Below are 18575 nucleotides of genomic sequence, written 5' to 3' on the forward strand. Positions count from 1 at the left end.
ATTCAATCAAACCTCAAACGCATCAGAGAAATGAAGTTTCAACGCACTTTCGCGGCACGATAGCGTCGTTCGAGCACACGCGCATACCAAGTCAGCGGAAAGCACATAGCAAAATAGATCAACGCGACCATCGCATAGATGGGAAACGGCCGAAACACAGCATTGGTGATGATATTCCCGGTCTTGGTAAGCTCGGTAAGCCCGATGATGGAGGTAAGCGCGGTGCTCTTCACCACCTGCACGAGAAAGCCGACCGTGGGCGGCACGGCGATCTTCCAGGCCTGCGGCCAGATCACATGCCGCAACTGCTGCGTCCAGGTCATACCGAGGCTCGCGGCCGCGCCCCACTGTCCGCGCGGGATGGCTTCGACGCAGCCGCGCCAGATATCGACGAGATAGGCGCTCGTATAGAGCGTCAACGTGACGATGGCAGCGGCCCAAGGCGTGACGTCAATACCAAGCAGCGGCAGCCCGAAGAAGCCGAGGAACAGCTGCATCAGAAGCGGCGTGCCCTGAAAGACTTCGACATAGCCGTTGACGAAACGGTGCAAGGCGGCCCGCTGCGAGACCCGCATCGCGAGCAGCCCGAGTGCGGCGAGGCCACCGCCCACGAAAGCGGCCAGCGAAAGCACGACGGTCCAGCGCGCAGCCAGCAGCAGGTTGTACGCGATGTCCCAGGTGGTGAACTCGATCATTGCATGCCCTCCGTCTTGATCGCTGTCTTCATGGCCGCGCTGGCGCGCCAGACGAACAGGCCGCGTCTGCGGCGCCCCGCGCGGGCGGCAGCGGCGCCGTGCGGCAGCCGGCCCGCAAAGAGGCGTGCGCCAAGGCGGTTGAGCAGCCAGCGCAGCGCCATGGAAAGCAGCAGGTAGATCGCCGTCGCGACGATATAGATCTCGAAGGCGCGGAAGTTGCGCGACTGGATATAGTTCGCGGCATAGGTGAGGTCCTGCACCGAGATCTGCGAGACTACGGCCGAGCCGAGCATCACGATCAGCACCTGCCCCACGAGCGCCGGAAACACGTTCGCGAGCGCCTGCGGCAGCACCACGTGGCCGAATACCTGGCGCCCGCGCAATCCCAGCGCCATGGCGGCCTGCAACTGCCCGCGCGGCACGGAGTCGATGCCCGCGCGCAGGATCTCGACGGCATAGGCGCCCAGGTTCACCGTCATCGCGAGCACGGCGGCCTGCACCTCGTCGATATGCAGGCCCAGGCTCGGCAAGCCGAAGAACACGAAGAACAACTGCACGAGAAACGGCGTGTTGCGGATCAGCTCGACATAGGCCGCAACCACCGCGCGGGCCCAGCGCGGGCCCGCCATGGCGATCGCCGCGCCCGCGGTGCCGACGAGGCCGCCGAGCAGCGTGGACACGGCGGTCAGGCCCAGCGTGACGCCGGTGCCGCGCACCAGCATGCCGGCGTACGTGCCGATGTCGCTGAAATCGAAGACATAGCTCATTGCGGTGCCTCGGAAACGGAAAGGGGCGGGCGAGCGCGGCGCATCAGAGGTCGGCCGGCAGCGAGGCACGCAGCCACTTCTGCGAGATGCCGTTGAGCGAGCCGTTCTTCTTCGCGCCGGCAATGGCTTCGTTCACCTTCTGCATCAGGCGCGGCTCGTTCTTGTTCAGGCCGACATGATCGGGAGAGCTGAACAGCGAGAACTTCTGCTCGGGGTCGATCGACGGATGGCGGGCGATGATCGTCGCGCCCACGTCGTTGCCTACCACGAGCAATTGCGCCTGACCCGAGAGGAACGCGGCGATAGCGCCGTTCGGGTCGTCGAAGCGCTTGATCGTCGCGCTCGCCGGCGCCACCTTGCTCACGCTTAGGTCCTCGAGCGTGCCGCGCGCGACCGCAACGGTCTTGCCGGCGAGATCGGCAGCGTTCTTCACGGGCAGGTTCTTCGGGCCGAACACGGCAAGGTAGTACGGCGCATAGGCCCGCGAGAAGTCGATTACCTTCGCGCGCTCCGGCGTCTGGCCCACGGAGAGCAGCATGTCGGTCTTGTGGTCGGCCAGGTAGGCCATGCGGTTGTCGCCGGTGACCTGCACGAGCTCGACCTTGGCGTTGAGCGCCTTGCCGATCAGCGCGGCCATGTCGATGTCATAGCCTTGCGGCTTCATGTCCGGGCCGATCGAGCCGAACGGAGGATAGTCCTCGAACACGCCAATCCGCACGACGCCCGACTTCGCGATGGTGTCGAGCGCGTCGGCATGGGCGGGCAGGGCGACGGCGGCGAGGCCGCCGAGGCACGCGAGCGTGGCGGCGGCGCGGGCCACGAGGTTGCGGGCGCGGCGGGTGCGAAGGTTGCGAAGGTTGCGAAGGTTGCGAAGGTTGCGAAGGGTGGCGTGGGTCGAGGCGTTCATGGTGGGCTCCTGCGATGAATCGGGTGTCGTGAGTCGGGTGTGGTGAAGCGGGGCGTCGGGCAAATCAATGTGGCGCGCGGGCGGCAATGAGCTTGCACGCGTGCGCCGGCAGTTCGGCGAACACGGGCATGCCCGTGTGCAGGCCAGGCGTTTCGCGCGGCGTGGTGGCGGCGGTCAGCGTGAAGCCCTCGCAGTCGATGGTGGCCTCGATCGAGACCCCCACGTCGCGCACGAAGGTGACGACGCCGCGCAGCGTGTTGGTGGCGGCGCCGCGCTCGCCCGTGCGTACGCACACATCCTCGGGGCGGATCAGGAGGCGCACGTCCTGGCCACTGGCCGGCGCGCGGCCCGCGGCGGGCGCCGGCATCGCGAGGCGTTGCCCGCCGGGCAGCACGATCTGGTCGCCCGCGGCCGTGACGGGCAGGATGTTGCCGAGGCCGATGAAGTCGGCCACGAACTCGTTGACGGGGTCGCGATAGATGTCGAGCGGCTTGCCGATCTGCTGAATCCGGCCTTGCTCCATCACGACGATCTCGTCGGCGAGCGTCATCGCTTCGCGCTGGTCGTGCGTGACCATGATCGTGGTGATGCCGAGGCGCTGTTGCAGCAGGCGGATTTCCACCTGCATCGCTTCGCGCAGCTTCGCATCGAGCGCCGAAAGCGGTTCGTCGAGCAGCAGCAGGCGCGGCGACGCCGCGATCGCGCGCGCAATGGCCACGCGCTGGCGCTGGCCGCCGGAAAGCTGGGTGACGAGCCGGCCCGCCATGTGCGGAAGCTGGATCATCTCGAGCAGCTCGGCCACGCGGCGCGCTTGCGTCGCGCTGTCGGTCTTGCGCAGCCGCAGCGGATACGCGATGTTCTGCGCCACCGTCATGTGCGGAAAGAGCGCGAGCGACTGAAACACCATGCCGAAGTCGCGCCGGTTCGCGGGCACACGTGTGAGGTCGACGCCTTCGAAGGTCAGCGAGCCGGAGGTGGGCGTCTCGAGCCCGGCGATGATGCGCATCAGCGTGGTCTTGCCGCAACCCGAGGGGCCGAGGAAGCACACGAGCTTGCCATCGGGCACGGAGAGGTTCACGTGATCGACGGCATAGGCGTCGTTGAAGCGCTTCGTCACGTCGTGCAGTATCAGTTGGGTCATCGTGATTCCTTGGAGCGGGTAGCGTGCGGTGGGATGCGCTCAGAGTGCGACGCCGTTGTCGCCAACCAGCTTCTCGAGCATCCAGATCAGCGCGAAGTCGATCGCGACGGTGAACACCGCGAAGCAGAACACGGTGGGATCGAGCGACGAGACGGTCCGGCTGTAGAGCCAGACGGGCAGCGTCATGGTGTCGATGCTGTAGAGGAAGAACGTCACCGTGAACTCGTTGAACGACACGATGAACGCGAACAGCATGCCCGCGAGAATGCCGGCGCGCATGAGCGGCAGCACGACATCGAAGAGCGCGCGCCGCGGGCTTGCGCCCATCAGGCAGGCGGCTTCCTCGAACTCGGGGCCGATCGACGCCACCGAGGCCGCGCAGTTCTTGACCGTGAACGGCAGCGTGAGGATCACGTGGGCCACGATCAGGCGCACCATGCCGAGCTCGAACGGCAGCGTGTTGAACACGAGCAGCAGCGCGAGACCGAGCATCACGAGCGGATAAACGACGGGCAGCGCCACGAGCTGCTCGACCAGCGCGCGGCCGCGAAAGCGGTAGCGCGAGAGCGCGTAGGCGGCGGGCACGGCGACAGCGGTCGAGATGATCATCGTCGCCACCGCCACGATCAGGCTCGTCGTGAGCGCGGTGCCCATCGAAAGCGTGTCGGTGGCGTCGGGTGAGACGAAGGTCTGCCACGCGGCGCGATACCAGTGCAGCCCGAAATGCTGCGGCGGAAATTCGAGCGTGTCCGTCGTGCCGAACGACATGGCGACCATCGTGAGGATCGGCAGCGCGGCGAGAAACAGCACGAGCGTCGCGGCGAGGCCGGTCGAGCGGCCGAGCCGGCCCGGCAGGGCGGCGCCGAACAGGATGCGGTTCATCAGCGGGACTCCTCGAAGCGGTGGAGGCGGCGCGCGAGGCGCTGCGAGAACGCCATCACGGCGAGCGTCGCGCCCATCAGCACGACACCGGAGGCCGAAGCGGCCGGCCAGTTCAGCAGCGGCGCGACCTGATCGTGCACGAGCACGGAGAGCATCGGCACGCGCCGGCCGCCCAGCAGTAGCGGCACCGCGAACGCGCTCGCGTTGTAGGCGAACACGAGCAGCGCGCCAGACACGATGCCGGGCATCGCGAGCGGCAACGTCACGTGCCAGAGCGTTTGCCAGCGCGAGGCGCCGAGCGTGGCCGCGGCCTCGTCGAAGGTGCGCGAGACCGCGCGCAGCGCGCTCGACATGGGCAGCACGGCGAGCGGGAACGCGGTCTGAATGAGGCCGAGCAGCACGCCTTGCTCGCGATAGAGCCAGATCACCGGATGCTGGGCGAGCCCGACTGCCTTCAGCACATGATTGAGCAGGCCCGCCGGCCCGAGGATCACGAGCCAGCCGTAGCCCTGCAGCAGCAGGTTCACCAGCAGCGGCAGCAGCACGCAGGCGAGCATCAGGCGGCGCGCGAAACGTGACTCGGTGCGGGCCATCGCCAGCGCGACCGGAATCGCGAGCAGCATCGCGCAGACCATGCTCTGGAACGCGAGGCGCAGCGTGAGCCAGAGCGACTTGAGGAAATACGGATCGGCGAGATCCGCGTAGTTCTGCAGCGTGTAGGTATGCCACTCGTTGCCTGGCACACCGAAGCTCAGGCGCAGCACGGCCAGCGAGGCGGCGATCAGCACCGCGAGAAAGACGAGGATCGGCGCGAGCAGCAGCCAGGGCGGCACGCCCGGCAGCGCCGGCTGGTCGCCGCCGCGGGCCGCAGAGGGTGCCGCCGGCCGCGCGGCGGAGGAGGTGAGGGCGGACATGATGTTATGCGGCGAACAGGCCGGTGTAGCGCTTGATCCACGCGGCCTGCACGGCGGCAAGCGCCTTGTCGTCGTGCAGCACGGCTTTTTCGGCGATCTGCTTGGGCGAGGGCACGAACGCGCGGCTTTCGGCCGGAATCACGGCGCGGCCGTTGACGGGGCCGTTGAGCACGTCCGCCGCCATGCGGCCCTGCACGCCCGCGTCGAGCGAATGATTGATGAACGCGTGGATCAGATCGAGATCGCCCGGATGCGCCTTCGGGATCACAGTGAACATCAGCTGGGTCGCGAAGCCTTCCTTCATCCCGTACGTGATGCCCATGTTGTATTCGGGCTTGCGGATCTGCTCCGGGAAGAAGGCGGCGGAGTAGATGCCGCCGATGTCGAGCGAGCCCGTGCGAAACAGGTCGGCCACCTGATTCGGGTTTTCGCCGAGCGTCATCACGCGGTCCTTCAACTCCGCGAGCTTGCGAAAGCCCGGCTCGATGTTCTGCTGCGAGCCGCCCGCGAGCTTGGCCGCGATGATGGTGAGGTCGACGGCTTCGGCCCATTCGGGGGGCGGCAGGAAGATCTTGCCCGAATACTTCGGATCCCAAAGCGCCTCGTAGCTCGCCGGCGGCGTCTTCACGGTCGAGGTGTTGTACACGAGGCCGTCCGACCAGAGCAGGTAGCCCACGCCAAAGCCGTTCGCACCAGTGCGATAAGCTGCGGGCACGTCCTTGAGATTCGGCAGCTTGCTGGTGTCGGGTTGCAGCAGCAGGCCCGCATCGGCGAGCCCAGAGGCGCCCACGCCTGCCAGCGTGATCACGTCGTAGGTGGGTCGATCGCCCGCGGCCTTGACCTTGGCGACCATGCCCGAGGTGCCGTCGGCGCGGTCCGCAATGACCTTCGCGCCGGTGGCCTTGCTGAAGGTCTGCGCGATGTTGCGCAGCGCGGCCGTGCCCGTGTCGTCCGACCAGGTCAAGAGGCGCAGCGTCTTGCCCGCGAAACTGGAGGTCTGCGCCCTGGCCGTCTGAATGAACGGCATGGGCAGGGCCGATGCGGCGAGCGTCGCGCCAATGGCCTTCATTGCTTGTCTTCTACCGGGTTTGAAGTCTTGCATGATCGTCTCCTTGAACGACGCGGCCTCGATTGAGCCTGTTGCCGCTTTGATGCGGCTTTAGTGCTGCACTAGTGCTGCGGGGTGTGAAGCCAATGTAGGCAGGCCAAATTTCCCAAACAATCGAATTCTCCTCATGGGCGCCATGAGAATCCCTCATGGCGCAGGCGGAGAAGCCGCGGTGGCGCGGGAGTGCGCCATTTCGCACCGAGTGTCCAGGCGGCCCGCCGCGATTAATCGATTACCCTGGCGAACCAGTCCGCCTCGCGGATCTCGATGACCATGGGTACGCGAGAGGCTTGCGCATCTTCGAGCGCTTCGCGCAGCGCGGCGGGGTCGGCGGCCGTGCGCGCCGCGCAGCCGAAGCCGCGTGCGAGCGTGATGAAGTCCGGCGTGTACGGATCGACGCCTACGGGCGTGATGTCGCGCGCGCTCATGTATTTGCGGATCTCGCCATAGCCGTGGTTGTTCCAGATGATCACGACCACCGGCACGGCGGCCTCCACGGCGCTGGCGAGCTCGGGCATCGTGAACTGCAGCCCGCCGTCGCCGATCAGGCAAACGACCGGACGCTGCGGCGCGGCGAGCTTCGCGCCGATCGCGGCGGGCAGGCCGTAGCCGAGCGTGCCGTAGCCCGTCGACGAGTTGAACCACGTACGCGGCGCGTGCGCATCGAAGGTGAAATTGCCGACGTAGACGGGGCTCGTCGAATCGCCCACCACGACCACGTCGGGCAGCGCGTCGGCAATCGTCTCGATGAGCAGCGCCTGGGCGCGCATCGGCGCGTCGTGGCTGGCCGCGATGGCGTCGCGCACGGCCGCGACGCGCGCGGCGCCCCATGTGGGGGACGGCGCGCTCAGCACGCTGGTCTCGAGCGCGGCGCCAAGGCTCGTAAGCGCCTCGCGGGCATCGCCGACGATGGCCACGTCGGGCCGGAAATTGCGCATCACCTGCGCGGCGTCGATATCGACGCGAATCAGCTGCCCGTCAATCGTGAAGCCGCCATTGAAGAGCGTGTCGTAGTCGGTCTCGCCCAACTCGGTGCCGATGGCGAGCACGACGTCGGCGTCGCGCACGAGCGCGCGCGTTTCGGGCAGCGATTGCGTCGAGCCGAGCAGCAGCGGATGGCCGGGCGGCAGCAGGCCCTTCGCGTTGATGGTGAGCGCGACGGGCGCCTGCAGACGCTCGGCGAGCGCGCACAGCGCTGCGCCCGCGTGTGCCGCGCCGCCGCCCGCGAGAATCAGCGGGCGCTTCGCCGTGGCGAGGCGCCTCGCCGCGGCTTTGAGCGCCGCGGCATCGGGCGCGGGCCGCGTGGCGAATACGACCGGTGTGCCCGCAAGGCTCGGGGCCGGCGCGACGATGACGTCGAGCGGGATCTCGATATGGACCGGGCGCGGCCGCTGGCTCGTGAAAACCGCGAAGGCGCGCGCGAGCACCTGGGGCAGCTCGGCCGCGTCGAGCAGCGTATGCGAGAACGCGGTGAGGCCCGCGAACACGTCGCGCTGCGAAGGGAGCTCGTGCAGACGGCCATCGCCGCTGCCGAGCTCGCGCCGCGCATTGACGCTGGAGATCACGAGCATCGGCACCGAATCGGCATACGCCTGCGCCATGGCGGTGGCGATATTGGTCATGCCGGGCCCGGTGATGATGAAGCAGACGCCGGGCTTGCCGGTGACGCGCGCGTAGCCGTCCGCCATGAAGCCCGCGCCCTGTTCATGGCGCGGCGTGACGTGGCGGATCGACGAAGCAGCGAGGCCCCGATAGAGCTCGATGGTATGCACGCCGGGAATGCCGAACACGAATTCGACGCCGTAGCGCTCGAGCAGGGTGACGAGCGCTTCGCCACAGGTCGGTATGGATTGGCGCGGGGCCAGGCGTACAGGCGCTTCTTCGCAGCAGGGGGAAAGGGCTGTGGAATTCATCGATTGTCGCTTTGGTTCCGGTGGTGGGTCTCACGCGTGCCGCAAGGGCGCGATTCGTCGAGCCATTGTCGAGGCCGGAACGCTCGGGAAACAATCGATTAGTTCTCATGGCGCGCATGCGCTTTTGTCATGGCGCCGCGATGGGGCTATGTCGGGATCAGGGCGAGGCAACGCTTGCGAGAGGCCGATGCATGACGCGCTTTTTCGTCAGCCAGATTCCGGTCATGACGGTTCGGAGGCGACATGATCGCGTGTCGCATGCACGTCGATTTGAGGTGGGAAGCCTGCAAATTGACCGGCAATGCGGTCATTTTCGCGTCGTTTAATATTTTCTAACATTATGCTTTCAGATTAAATGTTAGACTTGTCCCTGCATCTAAAAAAGGACAAGTCAATGCTGAAGAAGATTGCAGGAACGACGGCTGTTGCCGCTGCGATGGCGGTGGCGTCTCTGCCCGCCGCAGCGGGCGATATGAACAATGCCGTGGGCGGCGCGCCGGGCGGAGTCGCGGGCGCGGCGGTTGGCAACGCGATTGGCGGCAGCACGGGCGCCGTGATCGGCGGAGCAGTGGGCGGCGGCGCCGGCGGCGCCGTGACGTCGAGCAAGCAGGAGCGCACCGGCGCCGTGGTTGGCGGCGCACTGGGCGGCGGGGCCGGCGCAGCCGCAGGCAATGCGATGGGCGGCACGACTGGCAGCCTCGTGGGCGCCGCGGTGGGTGGCGGCGCGGGTGCCGCTCTGGGTGGCAACGTCTCGCGCAATAATTCGCACTCCGACGATGACTACCACGGCGGAAAGCACAAGAAGAAGCACAAGAAGTACAACAAGCACTACGACTGAGCCGTACCGGCCTCCCGGTATCGAGTCCAGACAGGCAGCGCCTAGAACGCCGCCGTCATCTGGTGTAGGGCCGTCAGGATACGGGTCAGCAGTCGCACCGAAGCCGCCGATGCCCTGGCGATACGCGAGCGTGCCGTCGAACTGCGACGCGCCGAAGTAATGGCGGTCCGTCATGCCCAATTCGAGGAACGTGTTGTTGCGCGCCTGCGTGGGAATAGTCGTGTCGTCGATGAAGCTGTCGCCAAAACGCTTTGATAGCTGCACATAGCCGCCCAGCACGTCGTTCTGGCTGCGCGAAAGCACGCGCGCGAGCCGCAGTGCGGCCGTTTGCGAATTGCCGCTCGAAACGAACGTCTGGTTCACGCCCGCGATGTCCTGGTAATACGTGTTCGTGTTGCCTGAAAGCGTGGCGGTCCAGTACCCGAAAGGAACGGAATACGAGCCATTGAAGCCGTGCGTGCCAAGCGACTTGTTCCCGAACGACAAGTCCTGATTCGCGCCGAGCGAGAGGATATCGTTCAGCCCAAGCGGGTTATTGAGCCCCAGGCTGATATTGCCTTGCCATTTGCCCGTTGCATCCGTGCCGCTGTTATCGACCGATGCGACGAAGGTCCACGGTTTCGTGTGCTGGACCGTTAGCACTACGTCACTTTCTCCCGGCACGTCGGTCGGCCGGATTTCCATCGTCACGTCCTGATTCGGGACGCGCTTCATCTGCTCGAGGCCCTGGTCCAGATCGCGAACGTTCAGCAGATCGCCGCTGCGGGCCGGGAAGGCGGTCTTCCATGTTCCCCAGATCGACGGGTCGGCGTAGCCGATGTTGCGCACGATACCGGGCACGAGCGCGAAGGTGAGGCTACCGGTGGTCAGGTCTTGTGGCTGCAGGAGCACGCGCGTCGTGACATAGCCGCGGGCGAGAATGGCCTGCTGCAATCCCTTCGTGAGCATGTCGATGCCTTCCTTGCCGACGCATTGGCCCGCGTAGTGTTCGAGCCATTCGTGCGCGAAGGCGAACGGGTCTTGCGGCAGGGCGGACGCGCCACGGGTTTGCGTGGTGGCGGGCAGGGTTTCAGGAACGTTCAGCGCGAAATGCTCGATGCGAAAACACGGAGATTCGTGGGGAAGGCCGGGGTAGGCTTCGATCTTCGGAAGATCGGAGCGCACGGCGGGTGCTGAGACTGCGGCCTCGCGTTGCTGTGCGTCGCGCCGTTGCTGCTGGTTCTGCTCGGTGTTTGCGCCACCCAGGGCTTCGTTGGGCGGGACGGGCGTGTGCTGCGCGTGGGATGCGAGCGTGACCAGGGCTGTGAGCGGCAAAGCCGCGAGCCTCTTGAGGGTTTTCATTGTGTGGTTTGAATCGTTATTCGTATTTGGACTACAGCCTGCGTAATTGACATTTGCGGTCGATTAGATGCAGGACGGTGCCGTGTTCGTTGGTCTGGAGCGAAGCCTGAGCGAGCTAAAAAAGCTGGCTTCGCGAGGGTCGAGCGCAACCGGTATCTCGTCAAGCGGCAAGGAAGGGATGCACGACGAGTGTCAAAGGCTTGTGTGGAGGCGTGGGGAATTTGCGACGCAGACTCGTCATATGCCGTCTAATCGGCGTCCCCACGGAGTTAGCATCAAGGGTGCACAATGAAAAAGGTAGCGCGCCGCACGAGCGGCACGCCGCCGGGTATGAACGGATTGGATAGTGAAATGACCGAACTGGACTATCAGGTGATGGAACTGGCGCATGGCAAGCCGGTGAAGATGTGGACGAACGGCGTCGCCGTGGAGGACGACGCGCGCACGCAACTGCGCAACACCGCGCAGTTGCCCTTCATTTTCCGGCACCTCGCGGTGATGCCGGATGTGCACATCGGCAAGGGCTCGACGATTGGCAGCGTGATTCCTACGAAGGGCGCGATCATCCCGGCTGCTGTGGGCGTCGATATTGGGTGCGGAATGATGGCGGTACGCACCACGCTGGCGGCATCGGACCTGCCGGACTCGCTCGTGGGGCTGCGCAGCGCCATCGAACGCGCAGTGCCGCACGGCCGCTCGCCAGGACGGCGCGATCCGGGGGCGTGGGGCAAGCGTGCGCCGGCCGCCGTCGACGAGCTGTGGAAAGCGCTGCAACCGGGATTCCGGCGCATCGTCGACAAGTATCCGAAGCTCGAGAAGACGAACCACTATGCGCATCTCGGCACGCTCGGCACGGGCAACCACTTCATCGAAGTGTGTCTCGACGAAAGCGACAGCGTGTGGTTCATGCTGCACAGCGGCTCGCGCGGCGTTGGCAATGCGATCGGCAGTCTGTTCATCGAACTCGCGCAGCACGACATGCGTCAGCACATCGCCAACCTGCCGGATCGCAATCTCGCGTACTTCACCGAGGGCAGCCGCCACTTCGACGACTACGTCGAAGCCGTTGGCTGGGCGCAGGATTTCGCGCGGCGCAATCGGCAGGTGATGATGGAAGCGGTGATCGGCGCGGCGCGCAATGTGATCGGCAAGCCTTTCGGCGTGGACGAACACGCGGTGAATTGCCATCACAACTACGTGCAGCGGGAGCGGCACTACGGCGAAGACGTGCTCGTCACGCGCAAGGGCGCGGTCTCTGCGCAGAAGGGGCAACTCGGCATCATCCCGGGCTCAATGGGCGCGAAGAGTTTCATCGTGCGTGGGCTCGGCAATCCGGAGAGCTTCTGCTCGTGCAGCCACGGTGCGGGGCGGACGATGAGCCGGACCGAGGCGAAGCGCCGCTTCACGGTCGCGGATCAAGTGAAGGCGACCGAAGGCGTGGAGTGCCGCAAGGATGCGGGCGTGGTCGACGAAATCCCGATGGCCTACAAGGATATCGATGCGGTGATGGCGGCCCAGAGCAGTCTTGTTGAAGTGGTGCACACGCTGCGTCAGGTGGTGTGTGTGAAGGGGTAGGGCGGGGATGGCGCGGCGTCGGGGCGGAGGTTCGGCGCATGCGCACAACGAAAAGGATAGGTGATGAATTGCAAAGAAGAACTAAATAAGGTGCGCAGTGAGCACCCAGTCGCACCAGACGTCCGTGCACGTGTTCTGGCCGAGCTCGCGGATATCGAACGCCGTCACGACGTGACCGTCCTGTTCGCGTGCGAATCGGGTAGCCGGGGTTGGGGTTTTGCGTCGCCGGACAGCGACTATGACGTGCGCTTCGTTTACGCACACCGGCGCGACTGGTACTTGCGCGTCGAGCCGCAGCGAGACGTGATCGAAAGGCCACTCGATGATGTACTGGACGTCAGCGGTTGGGAATTGCGAAAAGCGCTGCAACTGTTGCATCGATCGAATCCAACGCTGCTCGAATGGCTCGACTCGCCGGTCGTATATCGCGAGGACGCGCGCTGGACGCCGCGGCTAAAGTCGCTTGCTTCGGCGTTCTTCTCACCGCTGCGCGGCCGGCATCATTACTTGTCGATGGCGAAGAAGAACTTTCGCGGATATCTGCAGGGCGACACGGTTCGGTTCAAAAAATATCTGTATGTGCTGAGACCGCTACTCGCTGCGAGGTATGTCGACATGGGGCTCGGCATGCCGCCGACGCGGTTTGCCGATCTTGTTGCCGGCACCGTGCATGACCCGGCCGTGCTCGCGGAACTCGACGCGCTGGTTGAACTCAAGATGCGTGCTGGCGAAGGAGAGTATGGGCCGCGGCGGCCAGCGATCCATGCGTTGATCGAATCGATGCTCGCCGACGCCGAACTCGAACGCGAATACAAGCGGCCATGGGGCGAGGTGGCGATGCTCGACGCGTTCTTGCTCGATGTGCTCGAAGGCACATGATGGAAGGGCGGCGCGACGCTTTTGGTGTTTCGCCGCCCTTCTATTTGCCGAAAATAAGGCAACAGGCATTTATCGGCTCTGAATCAGCCGCCGCGGGATCCCGACGATCAGCACAATCGCGCCCACCATAGCGATCACGCCTATGCTGGACAGGCCGTAGTAGAGGTTGCCCGTTTCCGTCTTGACCCAGCCGACGACCGTTGGGGAAAAGAAGCCGCCAATTGCTGCAATACTGCTAACGAGCGCCACGCCTCCGGCCTTGGCCGGGCCGGATTCCTCGACGGCAATGAGCATTCCCCGAGTTTTGCTGAACACGAGGCGGTGGCGATTCTTGTTCATCTACGGCCTTTGTTATGCTTATTTTTGCAGGCCTGTAAACTAGCGTTGCGCAACGCTTTCCGAGATGCGACAAGGTGTCGGAAACAACGGATTTGGGTAAATCGGACTTGTCTTATCGAGCACGGTCAAGAACTCGTGTAGCCTGCGCGGGCGAAAAAAAACATGGATATGGCGAAAAGCCCTTCATCGATTTTGTGGATCAACTCTCCGTAGATTCGGACATAGAAAAAGAGATTGAACCCGTGGCGCCATCTTCACCTTGTTCCGGCGGCCTGTGCCAAGTGCAGTTGCCCTTCACGGACCGCCTGCTCAGCAGTGTGGGTACGTTGGCGCGGACTTAACGCTGATGCCGTGGCTGCACCGTCCTGTTGTATTGTCCGCACCGCGTCGCAAGTGGGGGCCCGTGCTACGAGCGTTGGCGGTTGGCTTGGGTCAGCTATTCGTTATGCTAATCTTTGACTTGTTCACGCGTGACGTTTACGCTGCGCCGGACCGAGTCACGCACATCCTGCTGGTCACTGGCGGCCTGGCAGGCGGAATCGCCGCTATCCCGCTGCTGCGCGATGTGTGCTGGCGCATCGGGGACGGCCCCCTGACTCGCCTGCTGGGCAGCGTTGCGATTGGGGCGGTTTGGGGGCTTCTCATTGCCAGCCTGTCGCTAAACTTGGTGGCGCACCAAACCGCCACGCAGGTCCGCACCGTGCTGGTTCCGTACTCGGTGACTAGCGGCTGGAAATACTGCAGTTACGGTATCGCCTTCCATGACGAGGCTCTGCGAGGCCGGATCACGGTCTGCGGCCCGCGCTGGCACTTGCCCAGGCAGCCTGGCACTGGGATGCTGCGCGTGACGGAAACCGTCGGGCCTTGGGGGGTGATTCTCAACCAGGTGAGCCTGGTGGCTCACCCGTGAACGTCGGCACTTGCCATAGGGTCCTGGGCACCGGCACCCACGATGCGCAGCGAACCCACAGTCCTCAACGCCCCTTCATCTGTTCCAGCAGCCACTGCGCAAGCCGCTGCGCGCCGTCCGGCATTTCGGCATCGGCGCGCCAGCACAGGTAGTAGTGACGCCCGTCGTCGAGTTCATGATCGAAGAGCTTGCGCAGCGCGCCCGATGCGAGCTCGCGCGAGACGAGCGGCGCGCGCATCAGCGCCGCGCCGAGGTCGGCGAGCGCGGCGCTCAGGGTGAGCTGGCCGTCTTCGAACAGCGGCCCCTCGGTGCGCGGGAGGTGGCGCACGCCCGCGCCCTGCAGCCAGTTCGCCCATGTGCTGCGATCCTCGTCATGCACGAGCGGCACGCCCGCGAGATCCGCCGGTTTGCGCAGCGGCCCGTAGCGCTGCAAAAAGCGCGGCGTGCACACCGGCACGACCGCGCCCGACATGAGCGGCGTGCTCGTATAGCCGACCCAGTCGCCGGTGCCGAAGCGGATCGATAAATCCGCGGCGTCGCTGCGGTAATTGCGGTGATTCGCGTAGAGCACCGTCACGTCCACGTCTTCGTTGGCCGCCAGAAAGTCGTGCAGCCGCGGAATGAACCAGCCCATGCCGAAGAGCGGAATCAGACTGATCGTGATCTGGCGGCGCGCCGAGCGCTCGCGCACGAATCCCGTGGCGCTGCGCAGCACCGAAAACGCCGCGCTGATCGAGCGGTAGTAGTCGCGGCCTTCGTCGGTGAGCACGAGCGCGCGGCCGCTGCGCACCGTCAACGGCGTCTGCACGAAGGTTTCGAGCAATTGCAGCTGATGGCTGACGGCCGAAGCCGTGATCTCGAGCTCGCGTGCAGCCGCCGCAACCGAGCCGTGACGCGCGAACGCCTCGAGCTCGCGTGCAGCCGCCGCAACCGAGCCGTGACGCGCGAACGCCTCGAACGCGCGGACCGCCCGCAGCGGCGGGTCGTCGACGATATGCTGAATTTTATTCATGTGTCGAATTATATCGAAGCGTGCGTGGTGCTCGTGTCAGCGGAATTGTCCATATAAAACAGCGGATTAAGCGCCATGATGGCGCGTCGGCATATCGATCGAACCAAACGTAATTTAGGCCGTTGCACGCAAAAGATTAATCTTTTTCAGTATTCGAGGCCGCGTGCCGCACGTCATCCAGATGGACGGCGAGCCGCGCCCGCCCCACAGGCTCATCGGGATCGATCGACATGAAAAAGAAAACTCTGCTGTTGCCGGCCGCCACGCTTGCCGCGTCGCTTTTCGTGGGCGTCGCGCACGCTCAGGACGAACAGGTGGTACTGATCGGGCTCGCCGCGCCGCTGACCGGCGCATCCGCGCGCATCGGCAAGGATCTGGAAAACGGCGCACAACTCGCCATCGACGACGCCAATGCGAAGCATCCGGGCATCGCGGGCAAGCCTGTCGTCTACAAGCTCGTGAGCGTCGATGACCAGTCCGATCCGCGCACGGCCGTCACGGTCGCACAGCAACTCGTCGATCGCCATGTGATTGGCGTGGTCGGACACTGGAACACCGGTTGCAGCGTGCCGGCCGCGCGCGTCTACCACGACGCGGGCATTGCACAGATCGCGCCGGCTTCGACGGGCCATCAGTACACGCTGCAGGGCTTCGACACGGCGTTTCGCATCATGGGCCACGACGACGATGGCGGCGCCTACACGGGCGCTTACGCCGTGAAAACGCTGAAGGCCCAGCGCATTGCCGTGATCGACGATCAGACTGCGTTCGGCGCGGGGCTCGCAAACCAGTTCATCAAGGGCGTGCAGGCCAACGGCGGCAACGTGATCGATCATCAGTACGTGACCGACAAGACGCTCGATTTCAGCGGCGTGCTCACGACCATCAAGGCGAAGCGTCCCGACCTGATCTTTTTCGGCGGCCTCGACGTGGAGGCCGCGCCGCTCGTGCGCCGCATGCGTCAGCTGCATATCCAGGCGCCGTTGCTTGGCGCGGGCGGCTTCGTGAGCCAGACCTTCCTCAAGCTCTCCGGTCCCGCCGGTGACGGCGTCACGGCACTGGAGCCGGGCCGTCCGCTCGAGCGCATGCCGGGCGGCGCGGCCTTCGATGCGCAATACCGCGCGCGCTGGCACGCGCCGATCGAATTACACGCGCCGTTCGCCTACGACGCGGCTGCGACGCTGATCGCGGCCACGCAGCAGGCCAATTCGGTTGCGCCGAAAAAGATCGTCGCGACGCTGCACGCGATGCATCGCGACGGCGTGACCGGCGCGATCGCCTTCGATGCGCAAGGCAATCTCGTGGATCCCGCTTACACGATCTATCAGGTGAAGGACGGCAAGTGGGCCGTGGTGGACGTGCTCGGCGGCGGTGCGCCGGCGAAGACGCTGGCCAAGACCGCTGCCCGCTAAATGCATTGAGGAGACGAAGATGACACAGCAACATGGCGCACAGGGCGACAGCGTCGCAGACGAGACCGGCGTGAACGGCGAGACGCTCGGCATTCTCGCGCGCCGGCGCATCGAAGCGGAAATCATCAAGCCGATCTACGAGATTCTCAAGCGCGACTTCGGCGCCGAGCGCGCCCAGGCCGTGATCGCCGAAGGCGTGCGCGGCGCGGCTGTCGATGCGGGGCGTCAGTTCGCAGCGCGCGAGCCGAACGGCACGAGCATCGCGTCGTTCGTCGCGCTGCAGGTGCTCTGGGAAAAGGACGATGCGCTCGAAGTCGAGACGCTGCGCGCCGACGACGAAGCCTACGACTACAACGTGAAACGCTGCGCCTACGCCGAGATGTATCACGCGATGGGCCTTGGCGAGATTGGCCATTTGCTGAGCTGCGCGCGCGACAGCGAGTTCATCGCGGGCTACGACCCGCGCGTCGAGCTCACGCGCACGAGCACCATCATGCAAGGCGGCAAGCGTTGCGATTTCCGCTACCGCATGCGCGACGTGAAGCCGGCCGAACCGGGCGAGGAGCACGCCGATGACTGAGCGCTCTCAGCAGGCCGCGCCTCGCGCAGTCTATGAAGCAGCGGATGCGAACTCCACCGCGTTGCGCGTGAACGGCGCGCGTCTGTGGGACTCGCTCGAGCGCATGGCGCAGATCGGCAGGACTGCCAAAGGCGGTGTCTGCCGGCTCGCGCTCACCGAGCTCGACCGTGAAGGGCGCGACCTGTTCGTGCAATGGGCGCGCGAGGCGGGCTGCGCGATTCGTGTCGACCAGATGGGCAACATCTTCGCGCGCCGCGCGGGACGTAACCCGGAAGCCGCCGCGGTGCTGACCGGCTCGCACGCCGACACTCAGCCGACCGGCGGGCGCTACGACGGCATTTATGGCGTGCTGGGCGGGCTTGAAGTGATCCGCACGCTCAACGATGCGGGCGTGCAGACCGACCACCCGCTCGAGGTGGTGATCTGGACCAACGAGGAAGGCTCGCGTTTTGCGCCCGCGATGATCTCGTCGGGCGTTTATGCGGGCGTGTATTCGCTGGAATACGGGCTTTCACGTACCGATGCGTCGGGTATGACGATCGGCGAGGCGCTTGCGCAGATCGGTTATGCGGGTGAGGAGCCGGTGGGCGGCACGCCCGTGCACGCCGCGTATGAGTTGCATATCGAGCAGGGCGCGATTCTCGAGCGCAGTGGGAAGACCATTGGCGTGGTCACGGCGGGGCAGGGGCAGCGCTGGTATGAGATCGAGCTCGAAGGCGTGGATGCGCATGCGGGGACTACGCCGATGGATCTCCGGCGCGATGCGCTGGCCGGTGCGGCGCGCATGATCATGTTTGTCGAGGCGCTAGGCCGTAAATATGCGCCACATGGGCGGGCTACGGTTGGGATGGTTGAGGTGAAGCCCAATTCGAGGAATACCGTGCCGGGGCGTTGCTTTTTTACGGTGGAGTTTCGGCATCCGGATTCGGGTGTGTTGGCTGAGATGGATGCGCAATTGCGCGCTGAGTTGGGGCGCGTGGCGCGGGAGGCGCAGCTTGGGCATACGATCAGGCAGATCTTTGATTATGCGCCGGTGCCGTTTGCGGCGGTGTGTATTGATGCCGTGCGGCGGGCAGCAGAGAGGCTAGATTTGCCTCACGAGGATATTGTTTCGGGTGCGGGGCATGATGCGTGCTATCTCGCGCGAGTTGCGCCTACCGGCATGATTTTTGTGCCGTGTGTGGATGGGCTTAGCCATAATGAGGCTGAGGCGATTACGCCTGAATGGGCTGAGGCCGGTGCTAACGTGCTGCTGCATGTCATGGTGGAGAGTGCCATGCTGGAGAGTGCCATGCTGGATCGCGATCGCTCAGAGTGTTGATACTGGGCGCTGCGCGTGTTGGCCTTAACTTGTTTTCGCGG

The 18575-nt window shown here is 65.1% G+C and carries 17 protein-coding genes and 1 pseudogene; 7 read left to right on the top strand and 11 right to left on the bottom strand.

The window, feature by feature from the left end; all coding sequences use genetic code 11:
• Nucleotides 1–38 precede the first annotated feature (38 nt).
• The 8 genes from BO1_RS44915 to BO1_RS44950 form a co-directional block, all read right to left on the bottom strand.
• Nucleotides 39–695 (bottom strand): amino acid ABC transporter permease, encoded by a 657-nt coding sequence (locus BO1_RS44915; protein ID WP_028223169.1) that lies wholly within the window; start codon nucleotides 693–695, stop codon nucleotides 39–41.
• Entirely contained in the window at nucleotides 692–1462 is a 771-nt protein-coding gene (locus BO1_RS44920; RefSeq protein ID WP_028223170.1) for an amino acid ABC transporter permease, read from the bottom strand. The genes BO1_RS44915 and BO1_RS44920 overlap by 4 nt, the downstream gene beginning before the upstream one ends.
• 43 nt (nucleotides 1463–1505) lie before the next feature.
• Entirely contained in the window at nucleotides 1506–2369 is an 864-nt protein-coding gene (locus BO1_RS44925; protein WP_084688773.1) for a transporter substrate-binding domain-containing protein, read from the bottom strand.
• A 64-nt stretch (nucleotides 2370–2433) separates the two neighbouring features.
• The gene (locus BO1_RS44930) at nucleotides 2434–3510 is read right to left on the bottom strand and encodes an ABC transporter ATP-binding protein (RefSeq protein ID WP_028223172.1); all 1077 of its coding nucleotides are present in this window, start codon (nucleotides 3508–3510) and stop codon (nucleotides 2434–2436) included.
• Nucleotides 3511–3549: 39 nt separating this feature from the next.
• Nucleotides 3550–4392 (bottom strand): ABC transporter permease, encoded by an 843-nt coding sequence (locus tag BO1_RS44935; protein ID WP_028223173.1) that lies wholly within the window; start codon nucleotides 4390–4392, stop codon nucleotides 3550–3552.
• The gene (locus BO1_RS44940) at nucleotides 4392–5306 is read right to left on the bottom strand and encodes an ABC transporter permease (RefSeq protein WP_028223174.1); all 915 of its coding nucleotides are present in this window, start codon (nucleotides 5304–5306) and stop codon (nucleotides 4392–4394) included. The genes BO1_RS44935 and BO1_RS44940 overlap by 1 nt, the downstream gene beginning before the upstream one ends.
• 4 nt (nucleotides 5307–5310) lie before the next feature.
• Nucleotides 5311–6408, bottom strand: coding sequence for an ABC transporter substrate-binding protein (locus BO1_RS44945; protein WP_028223175.1), 1098 nt, complete (start codon nucleotides 6406–6408; stop codon nucleotides 5311–5313).
• Between the two features lie 230 nt (nucleotides 6409–6638).
• Nucleotides 6639–8327 (bottom strand): 5-guanidino-2-oxopentanoate decarboxylase, encoded by a 1689-nt coding sequence (locus tag BO1_RS44950; protein WP_218002869.1) that lies wholly within the window; start codon nucleotides 8325–8327, stop codon nucleotides 6639–6641.
• A gap of 394 nt (nucleotides 8328–8721) precedes the next feature.
• Here BO1_RS44950 and BO1_RS61925 point away from each other — a divergent pair, with 394 nt between their 5' ends.
• On the top strand, nucleotides 8722–9165 hold the full coding sequence (locus BO1_RS61925; RefSeq protein WP_084688776.1) for a hypothetical protein: 444 nt from the start codon (nucleotides 8722–8724) through the stop codon (nucleotides 9163–9165).
• Nucleotides 9166–9228: 63 nt separating this feature from the next.
• Here BO1_RS61925 and BO1_RS55450 read toward each other — a convergent pair.
• Nucleotides 9229–10506 (bottom strand): annotated as a pseudogene (locus BO1_RS55450) (ShlB/FhaC/HecB family hemolysin secretion/activation protein); the annotation flags it as partial.
• A gap of 351 nt (nucleotides 10507–10857) precedes the next feature.
• Between BO1_RS55450 and BO1_RS44960 the strand changes: the two are divergent.
• Nucleotides 10858–12081 (top strand): RtcB family protein, encoded by a 1224-nt coding sequence (locus tag BO1_RS44960; RefSeq protein ID WP_028223177.1) that lies wholly within the window; start codon nucleotides 10858–10860, stop codon nucleotides 12079–12081.
• A gap of 63 nt (nucleotides 12082–12144) precedes the next feature.
• A complete protein-coding gene (locus BO1_RS44965) occupies nucleotides 12145–12960 on the top strand; it encodes a nucleotidyltransferase domain-containing protein (protein WP_028223178.1) in 816 nt (271 codons plus the stop codon).
• A gap of 69 nt (nucleotides 12961–13029) precedes the next feature.
• Here the strand turns inward: BO1_RS44965 and BO1_RS44970 are convergent, their stop codons facing one another.
• Entirely contained in the window at nucleotides 13030–13299 is a 270-nt protein-coding gene (locus tag BO1_RS44970) for an ESPR-type extended signal peptide-containing protein (protein WP_028223179.1), read from the bottom strand.
• A gap of 460 nt (nucleotides 13300–13759) precedes the next feature.
• Between BO1_RS44970 and BO1_RS44975 the strand changes: the two genes are divergently transcribed.
• Nucleotides 13760–14209 (top strand): hypothetical protein, encoded by a 450-nt coding sequence (locus tag BO1_RS44975; RefSeq protein WP_156992765.1) that lies wholly within the window; start codon nucleotides 13760–13762, stop codon nucleotides 14207–14209.
• Nucleotides 14210–14273: 64 nt separating this feature from the next.
• Here the strand turns inward: BO1_RS44975 and BO1_RS44980 are convergent, their stop codons facing one another.
• A complete protein-coding gene (locus BO1_RS44980; protein WP_028223181.1) occupies nucleotides 14274–15221 on the bottom strand; it encodes a LysR substrate-binding domain-containing protein in 948 nt (315 codons plus the stop codon).
• A gap of 230 nt (nucleotides 15222–15451) precedes the next feature.
• On the opposite strand from BO1_RS44980, the gene BO1_RS44985 reads away from it, so the two are divergent.
• The 3 genes from BO1_RS44985 to BO1_RS55455 are packed head-to-tail and all read left to right on the top strand — an operon-like array spanning nucleotide 15452 to nucleotide 18534.
• Nucleotides 15452–16633 carry a branched-chain amino acid ABC transporter substrate-binding protein gene (locus tag BO1_RS44985; RefSeq protein ID WP_043288976.1) on the top strand — a complete coding sequence of 394 codons (1182 nt, stop codon included), beginning with the start codon at nucleotides 15452–15454 and terminating at the stop codon, nucleotides 16631–16633.
• Between the two features lie 19 nt (nucleotides 16634–16652).
• A complete protein-coding gene (locus BO1_RS44990) occupies nucleotides 16653–17213 on the top strand; it encodes an L-2-amino-thiazoline-4-carboxylic acid hydrolase (RefSeq protein ID WP_084688774.1) in 561 nt (186 codons plus the stop codon).
• Nucleotides 17206–18534, top strand: coding sequence for a Zn-dependent hydrolase (locus BO1_RS55455; RefSeq protein ID WP_084688775.1), 1329 nt, complete (start codon nucleotides 17206–17208; stop codon nucleotides 18532–18534). The genes BO1_RS44990 and BO1_RS55455 overlap by 8 nt, the downstream gene beginning before the upstream one ends.
• Nucleotides 18535–18575 lie beyond the last annotated feature (41 nt).

This window comes from Paraburkholderia oxyphila NBRC 105797, from assembly GCF_000685075.1.
Taxonomy (GTDB): Bacteria; Pseudomonadota; Gammaproteobacteria; order Burkholderiales; family Burkholderiaceae; genus Paraburkholderia; species Paraburkholderia oxyphila.

What these genes read in the sequence shown, in the direction of transcription:
- BO1_RS44930 (WP_028223172.1), bottom strand. Translation starts at nt 3,510, where the DNA reads ATGACCCAACTGATACTGCACGACGTGACGAAGCGCTTCAACGACGCC.
- BO1_RS61925 (WP_084688776.1), top strand. Translation starts at nt 8,722, where the DNA reads ATGCTGAAGAAGATTGCAGGAACGACGGCTGTTGCCGCTGCGATGGCG.
- BO1_RS55455 (WP_084688775.1), top strand. Translation starts at nt 17,206, where the DNA reads ATGACTGAGCGCTCTCAGCAGGCCGCGCCTCGCGCAGTCTATGAAGCA.
- BO1_RS44945 (WP_028223175.1), bottom strand. Translation starts at nt 6,408, where the DNA reads ATGCAAGACTTCAAACCCGGTAGAAGACAAGCAATGAAGGCCATTGGC.
- BO1_RS44920 (WP_028223170.1), bottom strand. Translation starts at nt 1,462, where the DNA reads ATGAGCTATGTCTTCGATTTCAGCGACATCGGCACGTACGCCGGCATG.
- BO1_RS44935 (WP_028223173.1), bottom strand. Translation starts at nt 4,392, where the DNA reads ATGAACCGCATCCTGTTCGGCGCCGCCCTGCCGGGCCGGCTCGGCCGC.
- BO1_RS44940 (WP_028223174.1), bottom strand. Translation starts at nt 5,306, where the DNA reads ATGTCCGCCCTCACCTCCTCCGCCGCGCGGCCGGCGGCACCCTCTGCG.
- BO1_RS44970 (WP_028223179.1), bottom strand. Translation starts at nt 13,299, where the DNA reads ATGAACAAGAATCGCCACCGCCTCGTGTTCAGCAAAACTCGGGGAATG.
- BO1_RS44965 (WP_028223178.1), top strand. Translation starts at nt 12,145, where the DNA reads ATGAATTGCAAAGAAGAACTAAATAAGGTGCGCAGTGAGCACCCAGTC.
- BO1_RS44985 (WP_043288976.1), top strand. Translation starts at nt 15,452, where the DNA reads ATGAAAAAGAAAACTCTGCTGTTGCCGGCCGCCACGCTTGCCGCGTCG.
- BO1_RS44950 (WP_218002869.1), bottom strand. Translation starts at nt 8,327, where the DNA reads ATGAATTCCACAGCCCTTTCCCCCTGCTGCGAAGAAGCGCCTGTACGC.
- BO1_RS44960 (WP_028223177.1), top strand. Translation starts at nt 10,858, where the DNA reads ATGACCGAACTGGACTATCAGGTGATGGAACTGGCGCATGGCAAGCCG.
- BO1_RS44925 (WP_084688773.1), bottom strand. Translation starts at nt 2,369, where the DNA reads ATGAACGCCTCGACCCACGCCACCCTTCGCAACCTTCGCAACCTTCGC.
- BO1_RS44990 (WP_084688774.1), top strand. Translation starts at nt 16,653, where the DNA reads ATGACACAGCAACATGGCGCACAGGGCGACAGCGTCGCAGACGAGACC.
- BO1_RS44980 (WP_028223181.1), bottom strand. Translation starts at nt 15,221, where the DNA reads ATGAATAAAATTCAGCATATCGTCGACGACCCGCCGCTGCGGGCGGTC.
- BO1_RS44915 (WP_028223169.1), bottom strand. Translation starts at nt 695, where the DNA reads ATGATCGAGTTCACCACCTGGGACATCGCGTACAACCTGCTGCTGGCT.